At 74.1% G+C, this 15,420-nt stretch carries 14 protein-coding genes; 3 read left to right on the forward strand and 11 right to left on the reverse strand.

From position 1 onward, the window contains the following. Positions 1-3: 3 nt before the first annotated feature. From ASF78_RS09790 to ASF78_RS09800, 3 genes are read right to left on the reverse strand one after another with little or no spacing between them, the layout of a single operon-like run. A complete protein-coding gene (locus ASF78_RS09790) occupies positions 4-2,361 on the reverse strand; it encodes a heavy metal translocating P-type ATPase (protein WP_082494973.1) in 2,358 nt (785 codons plus the stop codon). Between the two features lie 32 nt (positions 2,362-2,393). Next, positions 2,394-2,630: a heavy-metal-associated domain-containing protein gene (locus ASF78_RS09795; protein ID WP_056587460.1), complete on the reverse strand. Its 237-nt coding sequence runs from the start codon at positions 2,628-2,630 to the stop codon at positions 2,394-2,396. Between the two features lie 18 nt (positions 2,631-2,648). Continuing rightward, on the reverse strand, positions 2,649-2,942 hold the full coding sequence (locus ASF78_RS09800) for a metal-sensitive transcriptional regulator (protein WP_056587462.1): 294 nt from the start codon (positions 2,940-2,942) through the stop codon (positions 2,649-2,651). A 93-nt stretch (positions 2,943-3,035) separates the two neighbouring features. Between ASF78_RS09800 and ASF78_RS09805 the strand changes: the two genes are divergently transcribed. Together ASF78_RS09805 and ASF78_RS09810 are read left to right on the forward strand one after the other, a co-directional pair. After that, positions 3,036-3,494, forward strand: coding sequence for an Rrf2 family transcriptional regulator (locus ASF78_RS09805; RefSeq protein WP_056587465.1), 459 nt, complete (start codon positions 3,036-3,038; stop codon positions 3,492-3,494). Positions 3,495-3,602: 108 nt separating this feature from the next. Beyond that, the gene (locus ASF78_RS09810) at positions 3,603-4,553 is read left to right on the forward strand and encodes a sulfite exporter TauE/SafE family protein (RefSeq protein ID WP_056587467.1); all 951 of its coding nucleotides are present in this window, start codon (positions 3,603-3,605) and stop codon (positions 4,551-4,553) included. 61 nt (positions 4,554-4,614) lie between these two features. Here ASF78_RS09810 and hemL read toward each other — a convergent pair whose 3' ends face one another. From hemL to hemE, 6 genes are all read right to left on the reverse strand, one after another. Beyond that, complete coding sequence (gene hemL, locus ASF78_RS09815) at positions 4,615-5,958, reverse strand: glutamate-1-semialdehyde 2,1-aminomutase (protein WP_056587469.1); 1,344 nt, start codon at positions 5,956-5,958, stop codon at positions 4,615-4,617. Continuing rightward, positions 5,955-6,944 carry a porphobilinogen synthase gene (gene hemB / locus ASF78_RS09820; RefSeq protein ID WP_056587472.1) on the reverse strand — a complete coding sequence of 330 codons (990 nt, stop codon included), beginning with the start codon at positions 6,942-6,944 and terminating at the stop codon, positions 5,955-5,957. The genes hemL and hemB overlap by 4 nt, the downstream gene beginning before the upstream one ends. Continuing rightward, entirely contained in the window at positions 6,941-7,771 is an 831-nt protein-coding gene (locus ASF78_RS09825; RefSeq protein WP_056587475.1) for a uroporphyrinogen-III synthase, read from the reverse strand. Before ASF78_RS09825 ends, hemB begins: the two co-directional genes overlap by 4 nt. Then, positions 7,768-8,739: a hydroxymethylbilane synthase gene (gene hemC, locus ASF78_RS09830; protein ID WP_056587477.1), complete on the reverse strand. Its 972-nt coding sequence runs from the start codon at positions 8,737-8,739 to the stop codon at positions 7,768-7,770. The genes ASF78_RS09825 and hemC overlap by 4 nt, the downstream gene beginning before the upstream one ends. 157 nt (positions 8,740-8,896) lie before the next feature. Further along, positions 8,897-10,180 (reverse strand): NAD(P)/FAD-dependent oxidoreductase, encoded by a 1,284-nt coding sequence (locus ASF78_RS09835; RefSeq protein WP_056587480.1) that lies wholly within the window; start codon positions 10,178-10,180, stop codon positions 8,897-8,899. A 2-nt stretch (positions 10,181-10,182) separates the two neighbouring features. Next, the gene (gene hemE, locus ASF78_RS09840; protein WP_056587482.1) at positions 10,183-11,247 is read right to left on the reverse strand and encodes a uroporphyrinogen decarboxylase; all 1,065 of its coding nucleotides are present in this window, start codon (positions 11,245-11,247) and stop codon (positions 10,183-10,185) included. A gap of 46 nt (positions 11,248-11,293) precedes the next feature. Between hemE and ASF78_RS09845 the strand changes: the two genes are divergently transcribed. Then, positions 11,294-12,559 (forward strand): glutamyl-tRNA reductase, encoded by a 1,266-nt coding sequence (locus ASF78_RS09845; RefSeq protein WP_056587485.1) that lies wholly within the window; start codon positions 11,294-11,296, stop codon positions 12,557-12,559. A 222-nt stretch (positions 12,560-12,781) separates the two neighbouring features. Here ASF78_RS09845 and ASF78_RS09850 read toward each other — a convergent pair whose 3' ends face one another. Together ASF78_RS09850 and purB are read right to left on the reverse strand one after the other, a co-directional pair. After that, a complete protein-coding gene (locus tag ASF78_RS09850) occupies positions 12,782-13,636 on the reverse strand; it encodes a hypothetical protein (protein WP_235523389.1) in 855 nt (284 codons plus the stop codon). Between the two features lie 271 nt (positions 13,637-13,907). Continuing rightward, a complete protein-coding gene (gene purB / locus ASF78_RS09855) occupies positions 13,908-15,335 on the reverse strand; it encodes an adenylosuccinate lyase (RefSeq protein WP_056587488.1) in 1,428 nt (475 codons plus the stop codon). Positions 15,336-15,420 lie beyond the last annotated feature (85 nt).

A 15,420-nucleotide genomic window follows, 5' to 3' on the forward strand; every position in this document is an offset into this window, starting at 1 on the left:
TCCCTACTCGAAGCGGCGCAGCCGCAGCGAGTTGCCGACGACCAGCACCGAGGACAGAGCCATCGCGGCACCGGCGATCATCGGGTTGAGCAGCCCGAGGGCGGCCAGCGGGATCGCGGCGACGTTGTAGGCGAACGCCCAGAACAGGTTCTGCTTGATCACCCGCAGGGTCCGTCGGGACAGCCGGATCGCGTCGCCGGCGGACCGCAGGTCGCCCCGGACGAGCGTGATGTCGGACGCCTCGATGGCGACGTCGGTGCCGGTGCCCATCGCCAGACCGAGGTCCGCGGTGGCCAGCGCGGCCGCGTCGTTGACCCCGTCCCCGACCATCGCGACGCGTGCGCCCTCGCGCTGCAGACGTTCCACGACGGCGACCTTGTCGGCGGGCAGGACGTGCGCGACGACGTCGGTGATCCCGACCTCGCGGGCGGCTGCCCGGGCCGCGCCCTCGTTGTCGCCGGTGAGCAGGACCGGGCGCAGGCCGAGTGCCCGGAGCTCCGCGACCGCCTGCGCCGACGTCGGCTTGACCGGGTCGCGCAGGACCAGCACGCCGCGGGGCGAGCCGTCCCAGGCGACCATGACCGCCGTGGCCCCGTCGGCCTCGGCGGCGTCGACGGCACCCTGGAACGCGGCCGGGTCGATGCCCTGGTCGTGCAGCCAGGCGGGCTTGCCGACGAGGACGCGCCGCCCCAGCCCGACGCCGGAGTGCGCGGTGCGCACGACGCCGGAGACGCCGTGGCCCGCCTCGGCGCGGAAGTCGTGCACCTGGTCCGCGCCGATGACGACGCCGTCGCCACCGGTCGGGCCGTCCTGCTCCGTGACGGCGGCCGCGATGGCGCGGCCGATCGGGTGCTCGGCGAGCTGCTCGACGGCTGCGGCGTACCGGAGCACCTCGTCGTCGCCCACGACGTCCACCAGTGCCATCCGGCCCTCTGTGACGGTGCCGGTCTTGTCGAGCACGACCGTGTCGATGGTGCGGGTCTGCTCGAGGATCTCCGGACCCTTGATGAGGATGCCGCGCTGCGCGCCGCGACCGGTGCCGACCAGCAGGGCGGTCGGCGTGGCGAGGCCGAGGGCGCACGGGCACGCGATGATCAGCACGGCGACCGCGGCGGTGAACGCGGCCTGGGCGCCGGCGCCGCTGACCAGCCAGACGACCAGGGTGCCCAGCGCGAGGACCAGCACGACCGGCACGAAGACCGCGGAGATGCGGTCGGCCAGTCGCTGCACGGGGGCCTTGCCGGTCTGGGCGGTGGCGACGAGCCGGCCGATCTGTGCCAGCCGGGTGTCCGCCCCGACGCGGGTGGCGCGCACGACGAGCGCGCCGGAGGTGTTGATGGTCGCGCCGGTGACGTCGTCGCCGGGGCCGACGTCGACGGGAACCGGCTCGCCCGTGAGCAGCGACGTGTCCAGCGCGGACGTGCCGCTGACCACGACGCCGTCGGTCGCGACCTTCTCGCCCGGCCGGACCACGAACTCGTCGCCGACGGCCAGCCGGTCGACGGGGACGCGCCGCTCGGTGCCACCGACCAGCAGCGACACGTCCTTGGCGCCCAGGTCGAGCAGCGCGCGCAGGGCGTCGCCGGCGCGTCGGCGGGACCGGTGCTCGGCGTACCGGCCGGCGAGCAGGAACGTGGTGACGACGGCGGCGACCTCGAAGTAGAGCTCGGGCACCTCCTCCATCCCCATGGAGTCCCCCGGCCACAGCGACGGCGTCATGACCAGACCCAGCTCGCCGGCGCCCCCGAGCAGCAGCGCCCACAGGGACCAGCCCGTCGCCGCGATGATGCCGATCGAGACGAGGGTGTCCATCGTCGAGGCGCCGTGCCGGGCCGCCCGGAACGCGGTCCGGTGGAACGGCCAGGCGGCCCAGGTGACCACGGGCAGCGCGAGCGCGGTGACCACCCACTGCCAGCCGGTGAACTGGAGGGCGGGGATCATCGAGAGGAGCAGGACGGGGACCGTCAGGACGCTCGCCACGCGCAGGCGTCCGCGCAGCTCGGTGCCGCGCGCGTCGGTCGGGGCGGACGTGTCCTCGTCGGGGTCCATGTCGTGCCCCGGCGCCATCGAGTGGCCGGACAGGGCGTGCTCGAAAGGGTCCATGTCGTGGTGCATGAACTCCGCCGAGGAGCCGTGGTGGTCGGGCGGGGACGGCCGCGGGGCCTGGGGCGTCGGAGCGCCGACGACCGTGGCGTCGTACCCGGCGGACCGGACGGCCGCGATGAGCGCGTCGCTGTCCGTGGTCTCGTCGGCCGTGATCGTCACCCGCGCCGACTCGAGCGGCAGGTTCACGGTCGCCTCGACCCCGGGCAGGCGGTTCAGCTTCTTCTCGACACGCGCGACGCAGGAGGCGCAGGTCATGCCCTCGATCGCGAGATCGACGGTCCGGTCGGTCACAGCAAGGACCTCCGCGGGGTGACGGCGTAGCCCGCCTCGACGACGGCCTCGGCGACGGCCGAGTCGGTCAGGGGCGCCTCGGAGACGACCGAGACGGTCGACGAGCCGCCGACGACGAGCTGGATCGCGATGTCGTGGACGCCGGGCAGGGCGGACAGCTCGGAGGTGACTGCGGAGACGCAGTGGCCGCAGGTCATGCCGTCGACGCCGAACGTGGTGGTGCTGGTGCTCATGGTGTGGGTCTCCTTCGATCAGCTGCGGACGAGGCGGGCGATGGCGTCGGCGGCTTCCTTCACCTTCGCCGCACCCTCCTCGGGGGACTGGCGGGCGGCGTCGACGACGCAGTGTGCGAGGTGGTCCTCGACCAGGCCGATGCTCACGGCCTGCAGCGCCTTCGTGACGGCGGCGACCTGCGTGAGGATGTCGATGCAGTACACGTCCTCGTCGACCATCCGCGCGATGCCGCGCACCTGCCCCTCGACCCGGCGCAGGCGCTTGAGGTAGTCGTCCTTGGCGTCGGTGTAGCCGTGAGCTGCGTGCTGCATGGTTCCTCGTTCCGTGGTCGAGCGGGTGCTCTTTGCGCAACACCATACCCCTAGGGGGTATTCCGAGGCTGTGCACGGGGCACAATCGACGGCATGCGGGTCTCGGCGAAGGCGGACTATGCGGTGCGGGCGTGTGCCGAGCTGGCGGCGTCCCCTCACGGGGACCCGGTGCGGGCGGACGACCTGGCGGGCGGGCAGCAGCTCCCGGTCGCGTTCCTGGAGCGGATCCTGGGTGACCTGCGACGTGGTGGTGTCATCACCAGCGTCCGCGGGCGGTCCGGCGGCTACCGGCTGGCGCGCCCGGCGGACCAGATCACGCTCGCGGACGTGATCCGGGCCGTCGACGGCCCGCTGGTGACCGTCCGCGACGAACGGCCGACCGCGCTGGAGTACGGGGGGTCGGCGCAGGCGCTGCTGGAGGTCTGGGTGGCGCTACGGGTGAGCGTCCGGGACGTGCTCGACCAGGTGACGCTCGCGAGCCTGGTCTCCGGCGAGCTCCCGCCGCACGTGCACGAGCTCGGTGCGCGCGAGGACGCCTGGGTCAACCCGTAGTCGTCCCACGATACGACCGTCCATCTCACGGGCTGATACCGCACTACCGGTAGACCAAGAAGGTCGGGATTATCGGGTGGTCGTTCTCCCCATCCGAGGTGGTCTCTCGTGCGCACGTTGATCCTGCTCGCTCTCGTCGGGCTCGCCGCCCAGCTCGTCGACGGCGCTCTCGGCATGGCCTACGGCGTCACGTCGACCACGCTGCTGCTGGCCATCGGTACCAACCCGGCGGCGGCCTCGGCGACCATCCACCTCAGCGAGATCGGCACCACCCTGGTGTCCGGCTTCTCGCACTGGCGGTTCGGGAACGTCGACTGGAAGGTCGTCCTGCGCATCGGCGTGCCCGGTGCGGTCGGCGCGTTCCTCGGCGCGTACGTCCTGTCCAACCTCGCGACGGACGTGGCCAAGCCCGTCATGTCCGGGATCCTGCTCGCGCTCGGCATCTACATCCTGATCCGGTTCACGCTCTTCGGGCTGCGCAAGGACCGCCTCGGCCTCCCGCTGCGCAAGCGGTTCCTCGCTCCTCTCGGCCTGTTCGCCGGCTTCGTCGACGCGACCGGTGGCGGCGGGTGGGGCCCGGTCGGTACACCGGCGCTCCTGGCGTCGGGCCGCATCGAGCCCCGCAAGGTCATCGGCTCGATCGACACGTCCGAGTTCCTGGTCGCCCTCGCCGCCAGCGTCGGTTTCCTGCTCGCACTCGGGTCGCAGGGCATCAACCCCGCCTGGGTCCTCGCGCTCCTCGTCGGCGGGGTCATCGCCGCCCCGATCGCCGCGTGGCTCGTCCGCAAGATCCCCGGCCGCATCCTCGGCTCGGCCGTCGGCGGGCTGATCGTCCTCACCAACGTCCGCACGCTCCTCCGCAGCGACTGGGTCGGCCTGGCCGACACCCCCGCGGAGGGGCTGATCCTCGGGGCGATCGCGCTCGTCTGGGCCGCTGCCATCACGTGGTCGGTGCGGGCCTACCGCAACGAGCTGGCCCTGGAGGCTGCGACGGTCACCGCGGACGACGAGGCCCTGCTCGACGCCGAGACGGTCGGATCGGCCCGGCCGGCCAGCTGACGCCGCACGAACGACGAAGGGACCCGCCGCGTGGCGGGTCCCTTCGTCGTCGGCACAGGTGTCAGTCGGTCGGTGCCGTGGCCTGTGCGGCGGCGCGCACGGCGGCGGGGAGCGCGGCGACGACCCGGTCCACCGCGTCGTCGTCGTGCGCGGCGGACACGAACCACGCCTCGAACGGCGACGGCGGTGCGTACACCCCGGACTCGAGCAGCGACGTGAAGAAGGGTGCGTAGCGCCACGACTCGCTGGCGAGCACGGCCGCGTAGTCCCGGGCGCCGTGCGCGGCGGCGTCGGCACCGAAGAACGCGCTGAACAGGTTGCCGGCCCACTGGACGGCGTGCGGCTGCCCCTCGGCCGAGAGCGCCGCGGTGAGCTCACCGCGCAGCTGGGCGGAGACGGCGTCGACGCGGGCGTAGACCGACGCGTCCGCGAGGCGCAGCGTCGCCAGGCCGGCGGCGGTCGCCACCGGGTTCCCCGACAGGGTGCCCGCCTGGTACACGGGGCCCGTCGGCGCGAGCAGGCTCATGACGTCCCGGCGTCCACCGACGGCGGCGACCGGCAGGCCTCCGCCGATGACCTTGCCGAACGTGTGCAGGTCGGCCGCCCAGCCCTCGCGGAGGCCCTCGAGCCCCCACCAGCCGGAGTAGCCGACGCGGAAGCCCGTGAGGACCTCGTCCTGGATGAGCAGCGCGCCGTGCGTGAGCGTGAGGCGGCGCAGCGTGGCGTTGAACCCGGGCAGCGGGGGGACGACGCCCATGTTGGCGGGTGCGGCCTCGGTGATGACGGCGGCGATGCGGGGGCCGTGCTCGGAGAACACGGCCTCGACGGCCTCGACGTCGTTGTACGGGACGACGATGGTCTCGCTGGTGACCGCGGCGGAGACGCCCGCGGAGTCGGGCAGTCCGAGCGTCGCGACGCCGGACCCGGCGGAGGCCAGGAGGGCGTCGACGTGCCCGTGGTAGCAGCCGGCGAACTTCACGATCAGGTCGCGGCCGGTGAACGCGCGCGCCAGGCGCAGCGCCGTCATCGTCGCCTCGGTACCGGTGGAGACGAGGCGGACCTTCTCGGCCGGGGGGACCCGCGAGCGGATCTCGTCGACGAGGTCGGTCTCCGTCAGCGTCGGGGCGCCGAAGCTCAGGCCGCGCCCGGCCGCGTCACGGACGGCGTCGACGACCTCGGGGTGCGCGTGGCCGAGCAGGGCGGGACCCCACGAGCCGACGAGGTCGACGTACTCGTTGCCGTCGACGTCGGTGACGTAGGGGCCCTGGGCTGACGCAAGGAACCGGGGCGTCCCGCCGACGTTTCCGAACGCGCGCACGGGGGAGTTGACCCCGCCGGGGATGACGGCCTGCGCGCGAGCGAACGCCGTGGCGCTCGTCGTCGCGTTCGAGGTGGTGACGCTCATCGGATCTCCTCTGCCAGCCAACCGGCCAGCTCTGTCGCAGAGTACGTGAGTACGTGATCGGCACCGGCGCGGCGGATGCTGAGCACGGACTCCAGGATCGCCCGTCTGCGCTCGATCCAGCCTCGCGCAGCGGCGGCCTCGATCATGGCGTACTCACCGGAGACCTGGTAGGCCGCGACCGGAACTGTGGACATCTCGGCCACGTCGGACAGGATGTCGAGGTAGGCGAGGGCGGGTTTGACCATGACGATGTCGGCGCCCTCGGCGAGGTCGATGGCGACCTCCCGGACGGCCTCCCGGCGGTTCGCGGGGTCCATCTGGTAGGTGCGGCGGTCGCCCTCGAGCTGGGACTCGACCGCGTCCCGGAACGGTCCGTAGAACGCCGACGCGTACTTGGCCGCATAGGCCAGCACCGCGACGTCGTCGCGGCCGGCCGCGTCGAGGGCGTCCCGGACGTAGCCGACCTGGCCGTCCATCATGCCGCTGAGACCGACCACGTGAGCGCCTGCCGACGCCTGCGCCAGGGCCATCTCCGCGTACCGGACCAGGGTCGCGTCGTTGTCGACGGCACCGCCCGGGGTGAGGACGCCGCAGTGCCCGTGGTCGGTGAACTCGTCGAGACAGAGGTCGGCCTGCACGACGAGCGCGTCGCCCACCTCGGCGACCGTGTCCGCGATCGCGACGTTGAGGATCCCGTCGGGGTCCGTCGCCTGCGAGCCGACGGCGTCCCGCACCGTCGGGATCGCGAAGAGCATGACGCCCCCGAGCCCGGCACCCGCCGCCTCGGCGACCGCCTTCCGCAGCGAGTCGCGCGTGTGCTGGAGGACGCCCGGCATCGAGCTGATCTCGCGCGGCTCCGTCAGCCCTTCCTTGACGAACACGGGGAGCACCAGCTGGGCGGCGTCGAGCCGCGTCTCGGCGGTCAGCCGGCGCAGCGCGGGGGTGGCGCGCAGCCGGCGCGGACGGACCCGGCGGGCGTCGGTCATCGGAGCTCCTCGGGGCTGGGGATGGGGGCGGGCAGGACCGTGGTGACCGCCCGGGTGAGCGCGTCGACCATGCCGAGCATCGTCTGCTCGGTCGCGATGCCGGCCAGGGGAAGTCCCAGGCGGGCGGCCTCGGCGGCGGTGGACGGGCCGATGCCGATCATCAGGGTGGTCGTCGGAGGCGTGCCCAGCCGGTGGGCCAGCTCGCGCACCGTGCTGGCCGACGTGAGCAGGGCCGCGCGGATGGTGCCGTCGGTCCAGGCCTCGCGCACCTCCGGGGGCGGTGGGGCAGCCGGCACGGTCCGGTACGCGACGACGTCGGCCACGTCCCAGCCGCGCGCCTGGAGCCCGTCGGCGACCGTGGTCGCCGCCAGGTCGCCGCGGGGGAAGAGCACGCGAGCCGGTTCGGTGGGGGGCGGGAATGCCTCGACCAACCCGCGCGAGGTCGACCGGCCGCGGGGCACCAGGTCGGGTTCGACGCCGACCTCGCGCAGCGCGCGCGCCGTGCCGGGACCGATGGCCGCGACCCGGACCTGGCCGTCGGCGAGCAGCTGCGTCAGGCTCCCGGCGCTCTCCTGCGCGCGGTCCACGAGCACGGGCACCGCGGCGGCGCTCGTGACGACGAGCCACCCGAACCAGCCGGACTCCAGGGCCAGCAGGGCGTCGTCCAGCTCGGTGGGGTCCTCGGGCGGCACGGTCTCGATCAGCGGCACGACGACCGCCTCGGCACCGGCTGCGGCGAGCGCGACGACGGCGGGGCTGCGGCCGGCGGACGGGCGGGGCACCAGGACCCGCCACCCGGACAGCGGCAGCACGGGGGGCGCGGTCATCGGGCGGCGCCCAGCGCGGCGAGGTCGGCGGCACCGGCGTCGAGTAGGACCTCCGCGAGCCGCGTGCCGAGCGCGCGGGCGTCCGCGGCGCTGTCGGAGCCCAGCGTCGCCGTCAGGCCGCGGCGCAGGGTCGCACCGCCGTCGGGGCGGACGATCACGGCGTCGAGGAACAGGGTGCGGCCGTCGTCGGCGAGGCGTCCCGTGGCGCCGATCGGTGCGGCGCAGCCGGCCTCCAGGCGGGCGAGGAGCGCCCGCTCGGCGAGGACCGCGAGGTGGGTCGGGCGGTGGTCGAGCGTGCGGAGCGCCCGGGCGAGCGGCTGGTCCGGGTCGAGCCCGGCGCGCACCTCGACCGCGAGCGCACCCTGTCCGGGGGCGGGCGACATGACGTCGGGACCGAACGCCTCCGTGACCGCGTCGAGCCGCCCCAGCCGGGCCAGGCCCGCCCGGGCGAGCACGACGGCGTCCAGGTCGCCCGGGCCCGTGGCGGACCCGGCCACGCGGCCGAGCCGGGTGTCGACGTTGCCGCGGATGTCGACGACGTCGAGGTCGGGGCGCGCGGCGAGGAGCTGGGCGGCCCGCCGGGGGGAACCGGTGCCGACGCGGGCACCGGTGGGCAGCAGGTCGAGGGTCAGGCCGTCGCGGGCGCACAGGGCGTCGGCGGGGTCCTCGCGCGGCGGGACGGCCCCGAGGACCAGCCCGTCCGCGTCGCCCGTCGGCAGGTCCTTGAGGGAGTGCACCGCGACGTCGCAGCGACCGTCGAGGAGCGCGTCGCGCAGGGCCGTGACGAAGACCCCGGTGCCGCCGAGGCTCTGCAGCGACCCGGTCAGGCGGTCGCCGTCGGTGCGGACGTGCACGGTCTCGAGGGTGAGGTCGCCGCGTCCGAGGACGGCGAGGGCGTCGACCACATGGCCGGTCTGCGTGAGCGCGAGAGCGCTCGCGCGCGTCCCGACCCGCACGTGCTGGAGCATGCGGCCAGTGTCCCTCTCCGTCGCGGGGATGTCGAAGCGCGGGGATTTGCAGGAAACATCGTGACAGCTTGTCAGCAAATATCGCCGAGAAATGTGACCCACGACATTCTTCCACCGCTTGCCGACGCGTTGTCAGAAAATGACGAAGGAATTCGGCTCAGAGGACGGACCGCGCCGCCGCCCGGGCGTCGGGAACCACCGACGCCACCCCGTTCCCGGCCACCCACGCCCCGCACACCGCCACCCCGGGCAACGGCTCGACCGCCGCCCGCACGCCCGCGACCACCCGCGCGTGGTCGGCGCTCGGCCGGGGCAGCGCCTGCGTCCACCGGACGACCGCGTGCCCCTGGAGCTGGTCGGCGGACAGCGGGACACCCAGCAGGACGGACGCGTCGCGCAGGGCCACGTCGGCGTCGGGCCGCACGTCCTCGCCGGCGCGCCCGTACGACAGCCGCACCACGTGGCGCCCCGGTCCCGCGGTCTGCGCGAGCCACACCCACTTGGCGGTCGCGTGCGTGAGCGCCTTGGCGGTGACGTCCGTGGCCTCGCGTGCGACCAGCACCCCGGTGCCGCGCGGTGCCGCGTCGAGCGCGGGCGCGTCCAGCACCAGGGTGACCAGCGTGACCTGCGCACCGGGGTCGGGGCGACCGACCTCCAGCCCCAGCAGGTCGACCGCCGACGGGGTGGCCAGCACCCAGCGGTCGGCGCGCTCGTCGTCCAGCGACGTGACGGTCACGCCCGTGCGGACGGTGCCGCCGTGCGCCTCGAGGTCCGCCACCAGGGCGTCGACCAGCAGGTGCAGGCCACCCGCGAGCCCCTGCACCGCCGACCCCGCCGGGCCCGACGCCCGCAAGCTCCGGACCGCCCGCGACAGCGAGCCGCGCTCCCGGCGGAGCGCGTCGGACAGGCCTGGCGCCACCGCGTCCACCGCGAGGTCGTCAGGATCCGCGGCGTGCACCCCGCCGACCACCGGGCGCACCAGCCGGTCCAGCGCGCGGGCGCCCATGCGCCGGCGGACCAGCTCGCCGAGCAAGGTCGCCCCGGTCGCCGGCAGTACCGCGTCCAGGCTCGCGCGCGCGGCGCCGACGAGCCCGAGCGTCCGGCGCGCGGCCCAGGGGTCGGTGGGGATGCCCAGCAGGCCCGTGCGAGGCAGCGGACCGTCCCCGTGCGGGAGGTGCACCCAGGCGCCGTGCGGCTCGGGCACCCGGATGCGGTCCGCGAGGCCGAGCTCGCCGAGCAGCACCGCGACCGTGCCACCGCGCGTGGCGTACGACTCGGCCCCCGCGTCGAGCCGCAGCCCGGCGACCGTGTGCCCGGTGACCGCCCCGCCCAGGGTGTCGCGCTCCTCCAGGACGAGCGTCCGCAGGCCCTCATGGGCGAGCTCGCGGGCCGCGACGAGCCCCGCGATCCCGCCGCCGACGACGACCGCGTCCCAGGTCATCGTCAGATCTCGTGGACCAGCTGGGCCACGCGCGTGAGCACGGTCGGGTCGGTCTCCGGCGGGACGCCGTGACCGAGGTTCACCACGTGCCCGGGGGCGACGGAACCGCGCGCGACGACGTCGCGGACGTGCGCCTCGAGCACCGGCCAGGGCGCCGCCAGCAGCGCCGGGTCGATGTTGCCCTGCAGCGGTGTGGTGCCACCGAGCCGACGGTTCGCCTCGTCGAGCGGCAGGCGGTAGTCGACCCCGACGACGTCCGCGCCGACGTCCCGCATCGCCACGAGCAGCTCGCTGGTGCCGGTGCCGAAGTGCACCTTCTTCACGTCCAGGTCGGCGACGTGCGTGAGCGCCCGTGCCGACGCCGGCGCGACGTGCGCGGTGTAGTCGGCGAGGCTCAGCGAGCCCGCCCACGAGTCGAACAGCTGCGTCGCGCTGGCCCCGGCCAGGACCTGCGCCCGCAGGAACGCGCCCGTCACGTCGGCCGCCCACTGCGTCAGCGCCGTCCACGTGGCCGGGTCAGCGTGCATGAGCGTCCGGGCCGCCAGGTGGTCGCGTGACGGACCGCCTTCCACCAGGTACGCGGCCAGCGTGAACGGGGCGCCCGCGAAGCCGATCAGGGGCGTCGCGCCCAGGGCGTCGACCGTGAGCGCGACCCCGTCCGAGACGGGCTGCAGCGCCTCCGGGGTCAGCGGGCCGAGGTCGCGCAGGCGGGCGACGTCGTCGGCGGTGCGCACCGCGGAGCCCATCACGGGGCCGACACCGGGCTTGATCTCCACGTCGACGCCCGCGAGCTTGAGCGGCACCACGATGTCCGAGAAGAAGATCGCGGCGTCCACGTCGTGCCGGCGCACCGGCTGCAGCGTGATCTCGCTGGCGAGCGCCGGGTCCAGGCAGGCGTCGAGCATCGCGGTGCCGACGCGCGCCGCGCGGTACTCGGGCAGCGACCTGCCGGCCTGCCGCATGAACCACACCGGTCGTCGCGACGGCACCTGGCCGGAATACGCACGGACCAGCGAAGAATTCTTCGTGCGGCCGTCGACGAGGGGGTGCGAGGAAGGAAGGTTCACGTCGCCGATTGTGCCGGACAATTGTCGAGATGATTAACTCGGGCACGTGGTGCTGCTGTCCCTCGCCGCCAGTCACCACGACCTCGACCTCGATGTGCTGGAACGTCTCTCGTCGGACGTCCAGGCCGTCGCGTCCGAGCTCGTGGGCTCGACGGCCCACAGGTTCGTGTCCGGTGCCGTCGTCCTGGCGACGTGCAACCGGTTCGAGCTGTACCTGGAGGTCGACGACGCGGCCAACACCCCGTCGGCCCGGACCGCGGCCGCGCAGGCCGTCGCCAGCCGGTCGGGCTACACCACGGCTCAGGTCGACACGCACCTGCGGGTCCGGACCGGTACCGACGCCGCCGCCCACCTGTTCTCCGTCGCCAGCGGCCTCGACTCGATGGTCGTCGGCGAGCGGGAGATCCAGGGGCAGGTCCGCCGCGCCCTGACCGCCGCCCGTCGCGACGGCACCACCACCTCCGGGCTCGAGTCCCTGTTCCAGGCCGCGTCCCGCGTCTCGCGGCTGGTCGAGAGCCGCACCGGGCTCGGCGCCACCGGCCGCTCCGTGGTCGGCGTCGCGCTCGACATCGCCGAGCGGCAGCTGCCCGACTGGTCCGAGGTCCGCTGCGTGCTCATCGGCACCGGCTCCTACGCCGGTGCGTCGCTCGCCGCCCTCAAGGCCCGCGGCGCCGGCGACATCCGCGTGTACTCCGCCTCCGGGCGGGCTCGTGCGTTCGCCGCCGCCCGCGGGGTCCGGTCGCTGCCCGCGTCCGCCGACCTCGCCGCCGAGGTCTCCGACGTCGACCTCGTCGTCGCGTGCAGCGGCGCAGCCGGTGCGGTGCTCGGGGTCGACGCGCTCGCGTCCGCGCGGCAGGGCTCGGCGGCCCCGCTCACGGTCGTCGACCTCGCGCTGCGCCACGACGTCGACCCGGGCGTCCGCTCCCTGCCCGGCGTCCGGCTCGTCAGCCTGCACACCGTCGCCGAGCACGCGCCCGCGGAGCACGCCGCCGTGCAGGTCGCCCACGACGTCGTCGTCGCGGCCGCGGAGGCCTACGAGGCCGACCGCCGGGTGCGGGAGTGGAACCCCGCGGTCGTCGCGGAGCGCACCCGGATCCTCGGTGGGCTGGAGGCGGGCCTGAGCGAGCTGCCCGACGACGCCCGCGACGAGCGTGCCGAGCGTGCCCTGCGCCGACGCACCCGCGCCCTGCTGCACGCCCCGACGGTCCGTGCCCGCGAGGCGGCACGCGCCGGGGACGCGATGACGTACGCGGCTGCGCTGACCGAGCTGGCGTCGATCCCGGTGCCGACCGTGGCGGCCGACGCACACTGACGGTCCGGTCCGCCCGACGGCTGCGGTCTCGCAGCGGTGGGGCGTCCTCGCTGCGCGGCGACCAGCCGATCGGCTGTGATCTCGCGATGTGCTGCGCGAGCGCAGCGATGAAGTAGAGCGTGCCGGGCCTGGACGGGGGGGAGGGCCAGGCCCGGCACGCGTCCCGTGAGGGTCACATCACGCTGGCGTGACCCTGGTTACGGAACCCTCGGTGTGGCGCGCTCAGGAGCGCACCACCTGCTGTTGGGGGGCAGCAGGCCCGGGGGCCCAGGTGTGGGGGACCACCTGGTTGGTCTGGATGTCGGTGAGCTCGGCGGCATAGACGATGCCTTCGTACACGCCGGCCTCGACACGGGTGAGGTGGAGACGCTCGGCGCGCTCGATGTCGTCGCCGAGGTGGGAGATGCGGGCGACCACGTAGCGCTGGGCGTCCTGCCACTGGTCGACGACGCGGACGCTCAGGCCGTTCCAGCGGGCCGTGAGGTCCAGCTCGAACAGCTCGGTCACGTCCTCGCGGGCGACCCGGCGGTACCAGCGGCCCGACGGGGACTGGTGGAAGCCGGTCTCGGCGAGCGGCGGGTTGGCCAGGGCCAGGACGACCGTGTGGCCGCTGTCGACGACGTCGGCCTCGAGGTAGGCGCCGTGCCACTTGGCGACGGGGCCGACGCAGCGGGAGAGCGACGCGAGCGACGGGCGGGGGGCTCCGAGCTGCGTGACCGTCCACCCGGCGCCGACGTCTCCGTACCGCGCCAGCAGGGTGGAGGTCCCGTTGTCGTAGATGCGGATGAGCTCGGCGCCCGGGGGGATGCGCGAGTGGCGGAGCCACCACAGCGGGAGGATGTAGCCGGGCACGTCGCGGTACTGCAGCTGGGGGGATGACTCGAAGCGCAGCACATCGATCGAGCGGTCGTAGGGGCTGAAGGGCGAACCCTCGTACCCGAGACCGTGCACCTCGAACAGCTGAGCCGGGGTCGTCGCGAAAGCGACGTCCTCGGCGCGCACCACGTACCCCGCCAGACGGTCATGGCCCGCGGTGAGATGTGCGCGGGTGAGCGCTGGCGTGATCGCCTTCTGCATGAGCGTCACGATGGGCATCCTTGCCAGAAAAGGGGTGAACCGGATGTTTCAGACCGGTCGGTGCACGATTGTGCAGGGCATACCGGGCACCTGTCCAGAAGCGGTCACCCTTTCGGATGAAATTGCAGGTCAGAGGCATGAGAGCGGTCCCGTCGAAGCGCTTCCTCTTCTGCTTGCCGGTCGGCAGAAGGTGGTCGGACAGCGCCGTTCGTTCACCCGAATGGAGCAGCGGGGTCTGGACGACTCCGCCGGATGGGTGTACCGCCCGAACTCAGGCGTCCAGGTAGGCCACGAGACTGTCCGCCAGCCCCGTGTACGACGCCGGGGTGAGGTCCGCGAGCCGCGCGGCGACGTCGTCGGGAAGCCCGAGCCCTCCGATGAACTCGCGCATGTCCGCCGCCGTCAGGCGACGTCCCCGGGTCAGCTCCTTGAGCCGCTCGTAGGGGTTCTCCATGCCGGTCACCCCCGCGACGGACGCGGCGCGCATGGCCGACTGCACGGGCTCGCCGAGGACCTCCCAGTTCTCGTCGAGCTCCCGCGCCAGCAGCGCCTCGTCGACCGACAGCGCCCGCAGCCCCCGCGCCACGTTGTCGATGGCCAGCAGCGAGTGCCCGAACGCCGGCCCGATGTTGCGCTGCGTGGTCGAGTCCGTCAGGTCGCGCTGGAGCCGGCTGGTCACCAGGGTGCTGGCCAGGGTGTCCAGCAGGGCGCTCGAGAGCTCGAGGTTGGCCTCGGCGTTCTCGAACCGGATCGGGTTCACCTTGTGCGGCATCGTCGAGGAGCCCGTCGCCCCCGCCACCGGGATCTGGATGAAGACCCCGCGCGAGATGTACGTCCACACGTCCGTGGCCAGGTTGTGCAGCACCCGGTTGAACCGCGCGACGTCCGCGTACAGCTCGGCCTGCCAGTCGTGCGACTCGATCTGCGTGGTCAGCGGGTTCCACGTCAGCCCCAGGTGCTCGACGAACGCCCTGCTGACCGCCGGCCAGTCCGCCCCCGGCACCGCCACGACGTGCGCCCCGTAGGTGCCCGTCGCACCGTTGAGCTTGCCCAGGTACTCGTCGCCGCCGATGCGCGAGAGCTGCCGACGCAGCCGGTGCGCGAGGACCGCGAGCTCCTTGCCGAGCGTCGTGGGCGTCGCCGGCTGCCCGTGCGTCAGAGCGAGCATCGGCTGGTCCCGCAGCGACCGCGCCAGCTCGGCCACCTGGTCGACGAGCGCCGTCGCCGCCGGTGCCCACACCTCCCGCACCGCGCCCCGGACCATCAGCGCGTACGACAGGTTGTTGATGTCCTCGCTGGTGCACGCGAAGTGCACCAGCTCCCCGACCTCACGCAGCGCCGACCCCTCCGGCGCGGCCGCGAGCCGGCTCTTGAGGAAGTACTCGACCGCCTTGACGTCGTGCACGGTGATCTTCTCGATCGCCGCCAGCTCCGCGACCTCGTCGGGCCCGAACGTCGCGACGACGTCCCGCAGGTACGCGACGTCCTCGTCGGTCAGCCGCGGCGCCCCCGGGACGACCTCGTGCTGCGCCAGGTGGATCAGCCACTCGACCTCGACGTGCACCCGCTCACGGTTCAGCGCCGCCTCGCTCAGGTGGTCGACCAGCGGCGCGACGGCCGCACGGTAGCGGCCGTCGAGCGGGCCCAGGGCGATGTGGGGGGTGACGTCCGCGAGCCGGACACGTGCGGGGGAGGTCATAGGACCATCATCCCAGAGCGGGCCGTTCCCCCCCCGGAGCGTCCCACGACCGGCCGTAGGCTGCGCGCGAGCCCGTCCCTCCCTC

It is taken from the genome of Cellulomonas sp. Leaf334 (assembly GCF_001424195.1).
GTDB lineage: Bacteria > Actinomycetota > Actinomycetes > Actinomycetales > Cellulomonadaceae > Cellulomonas.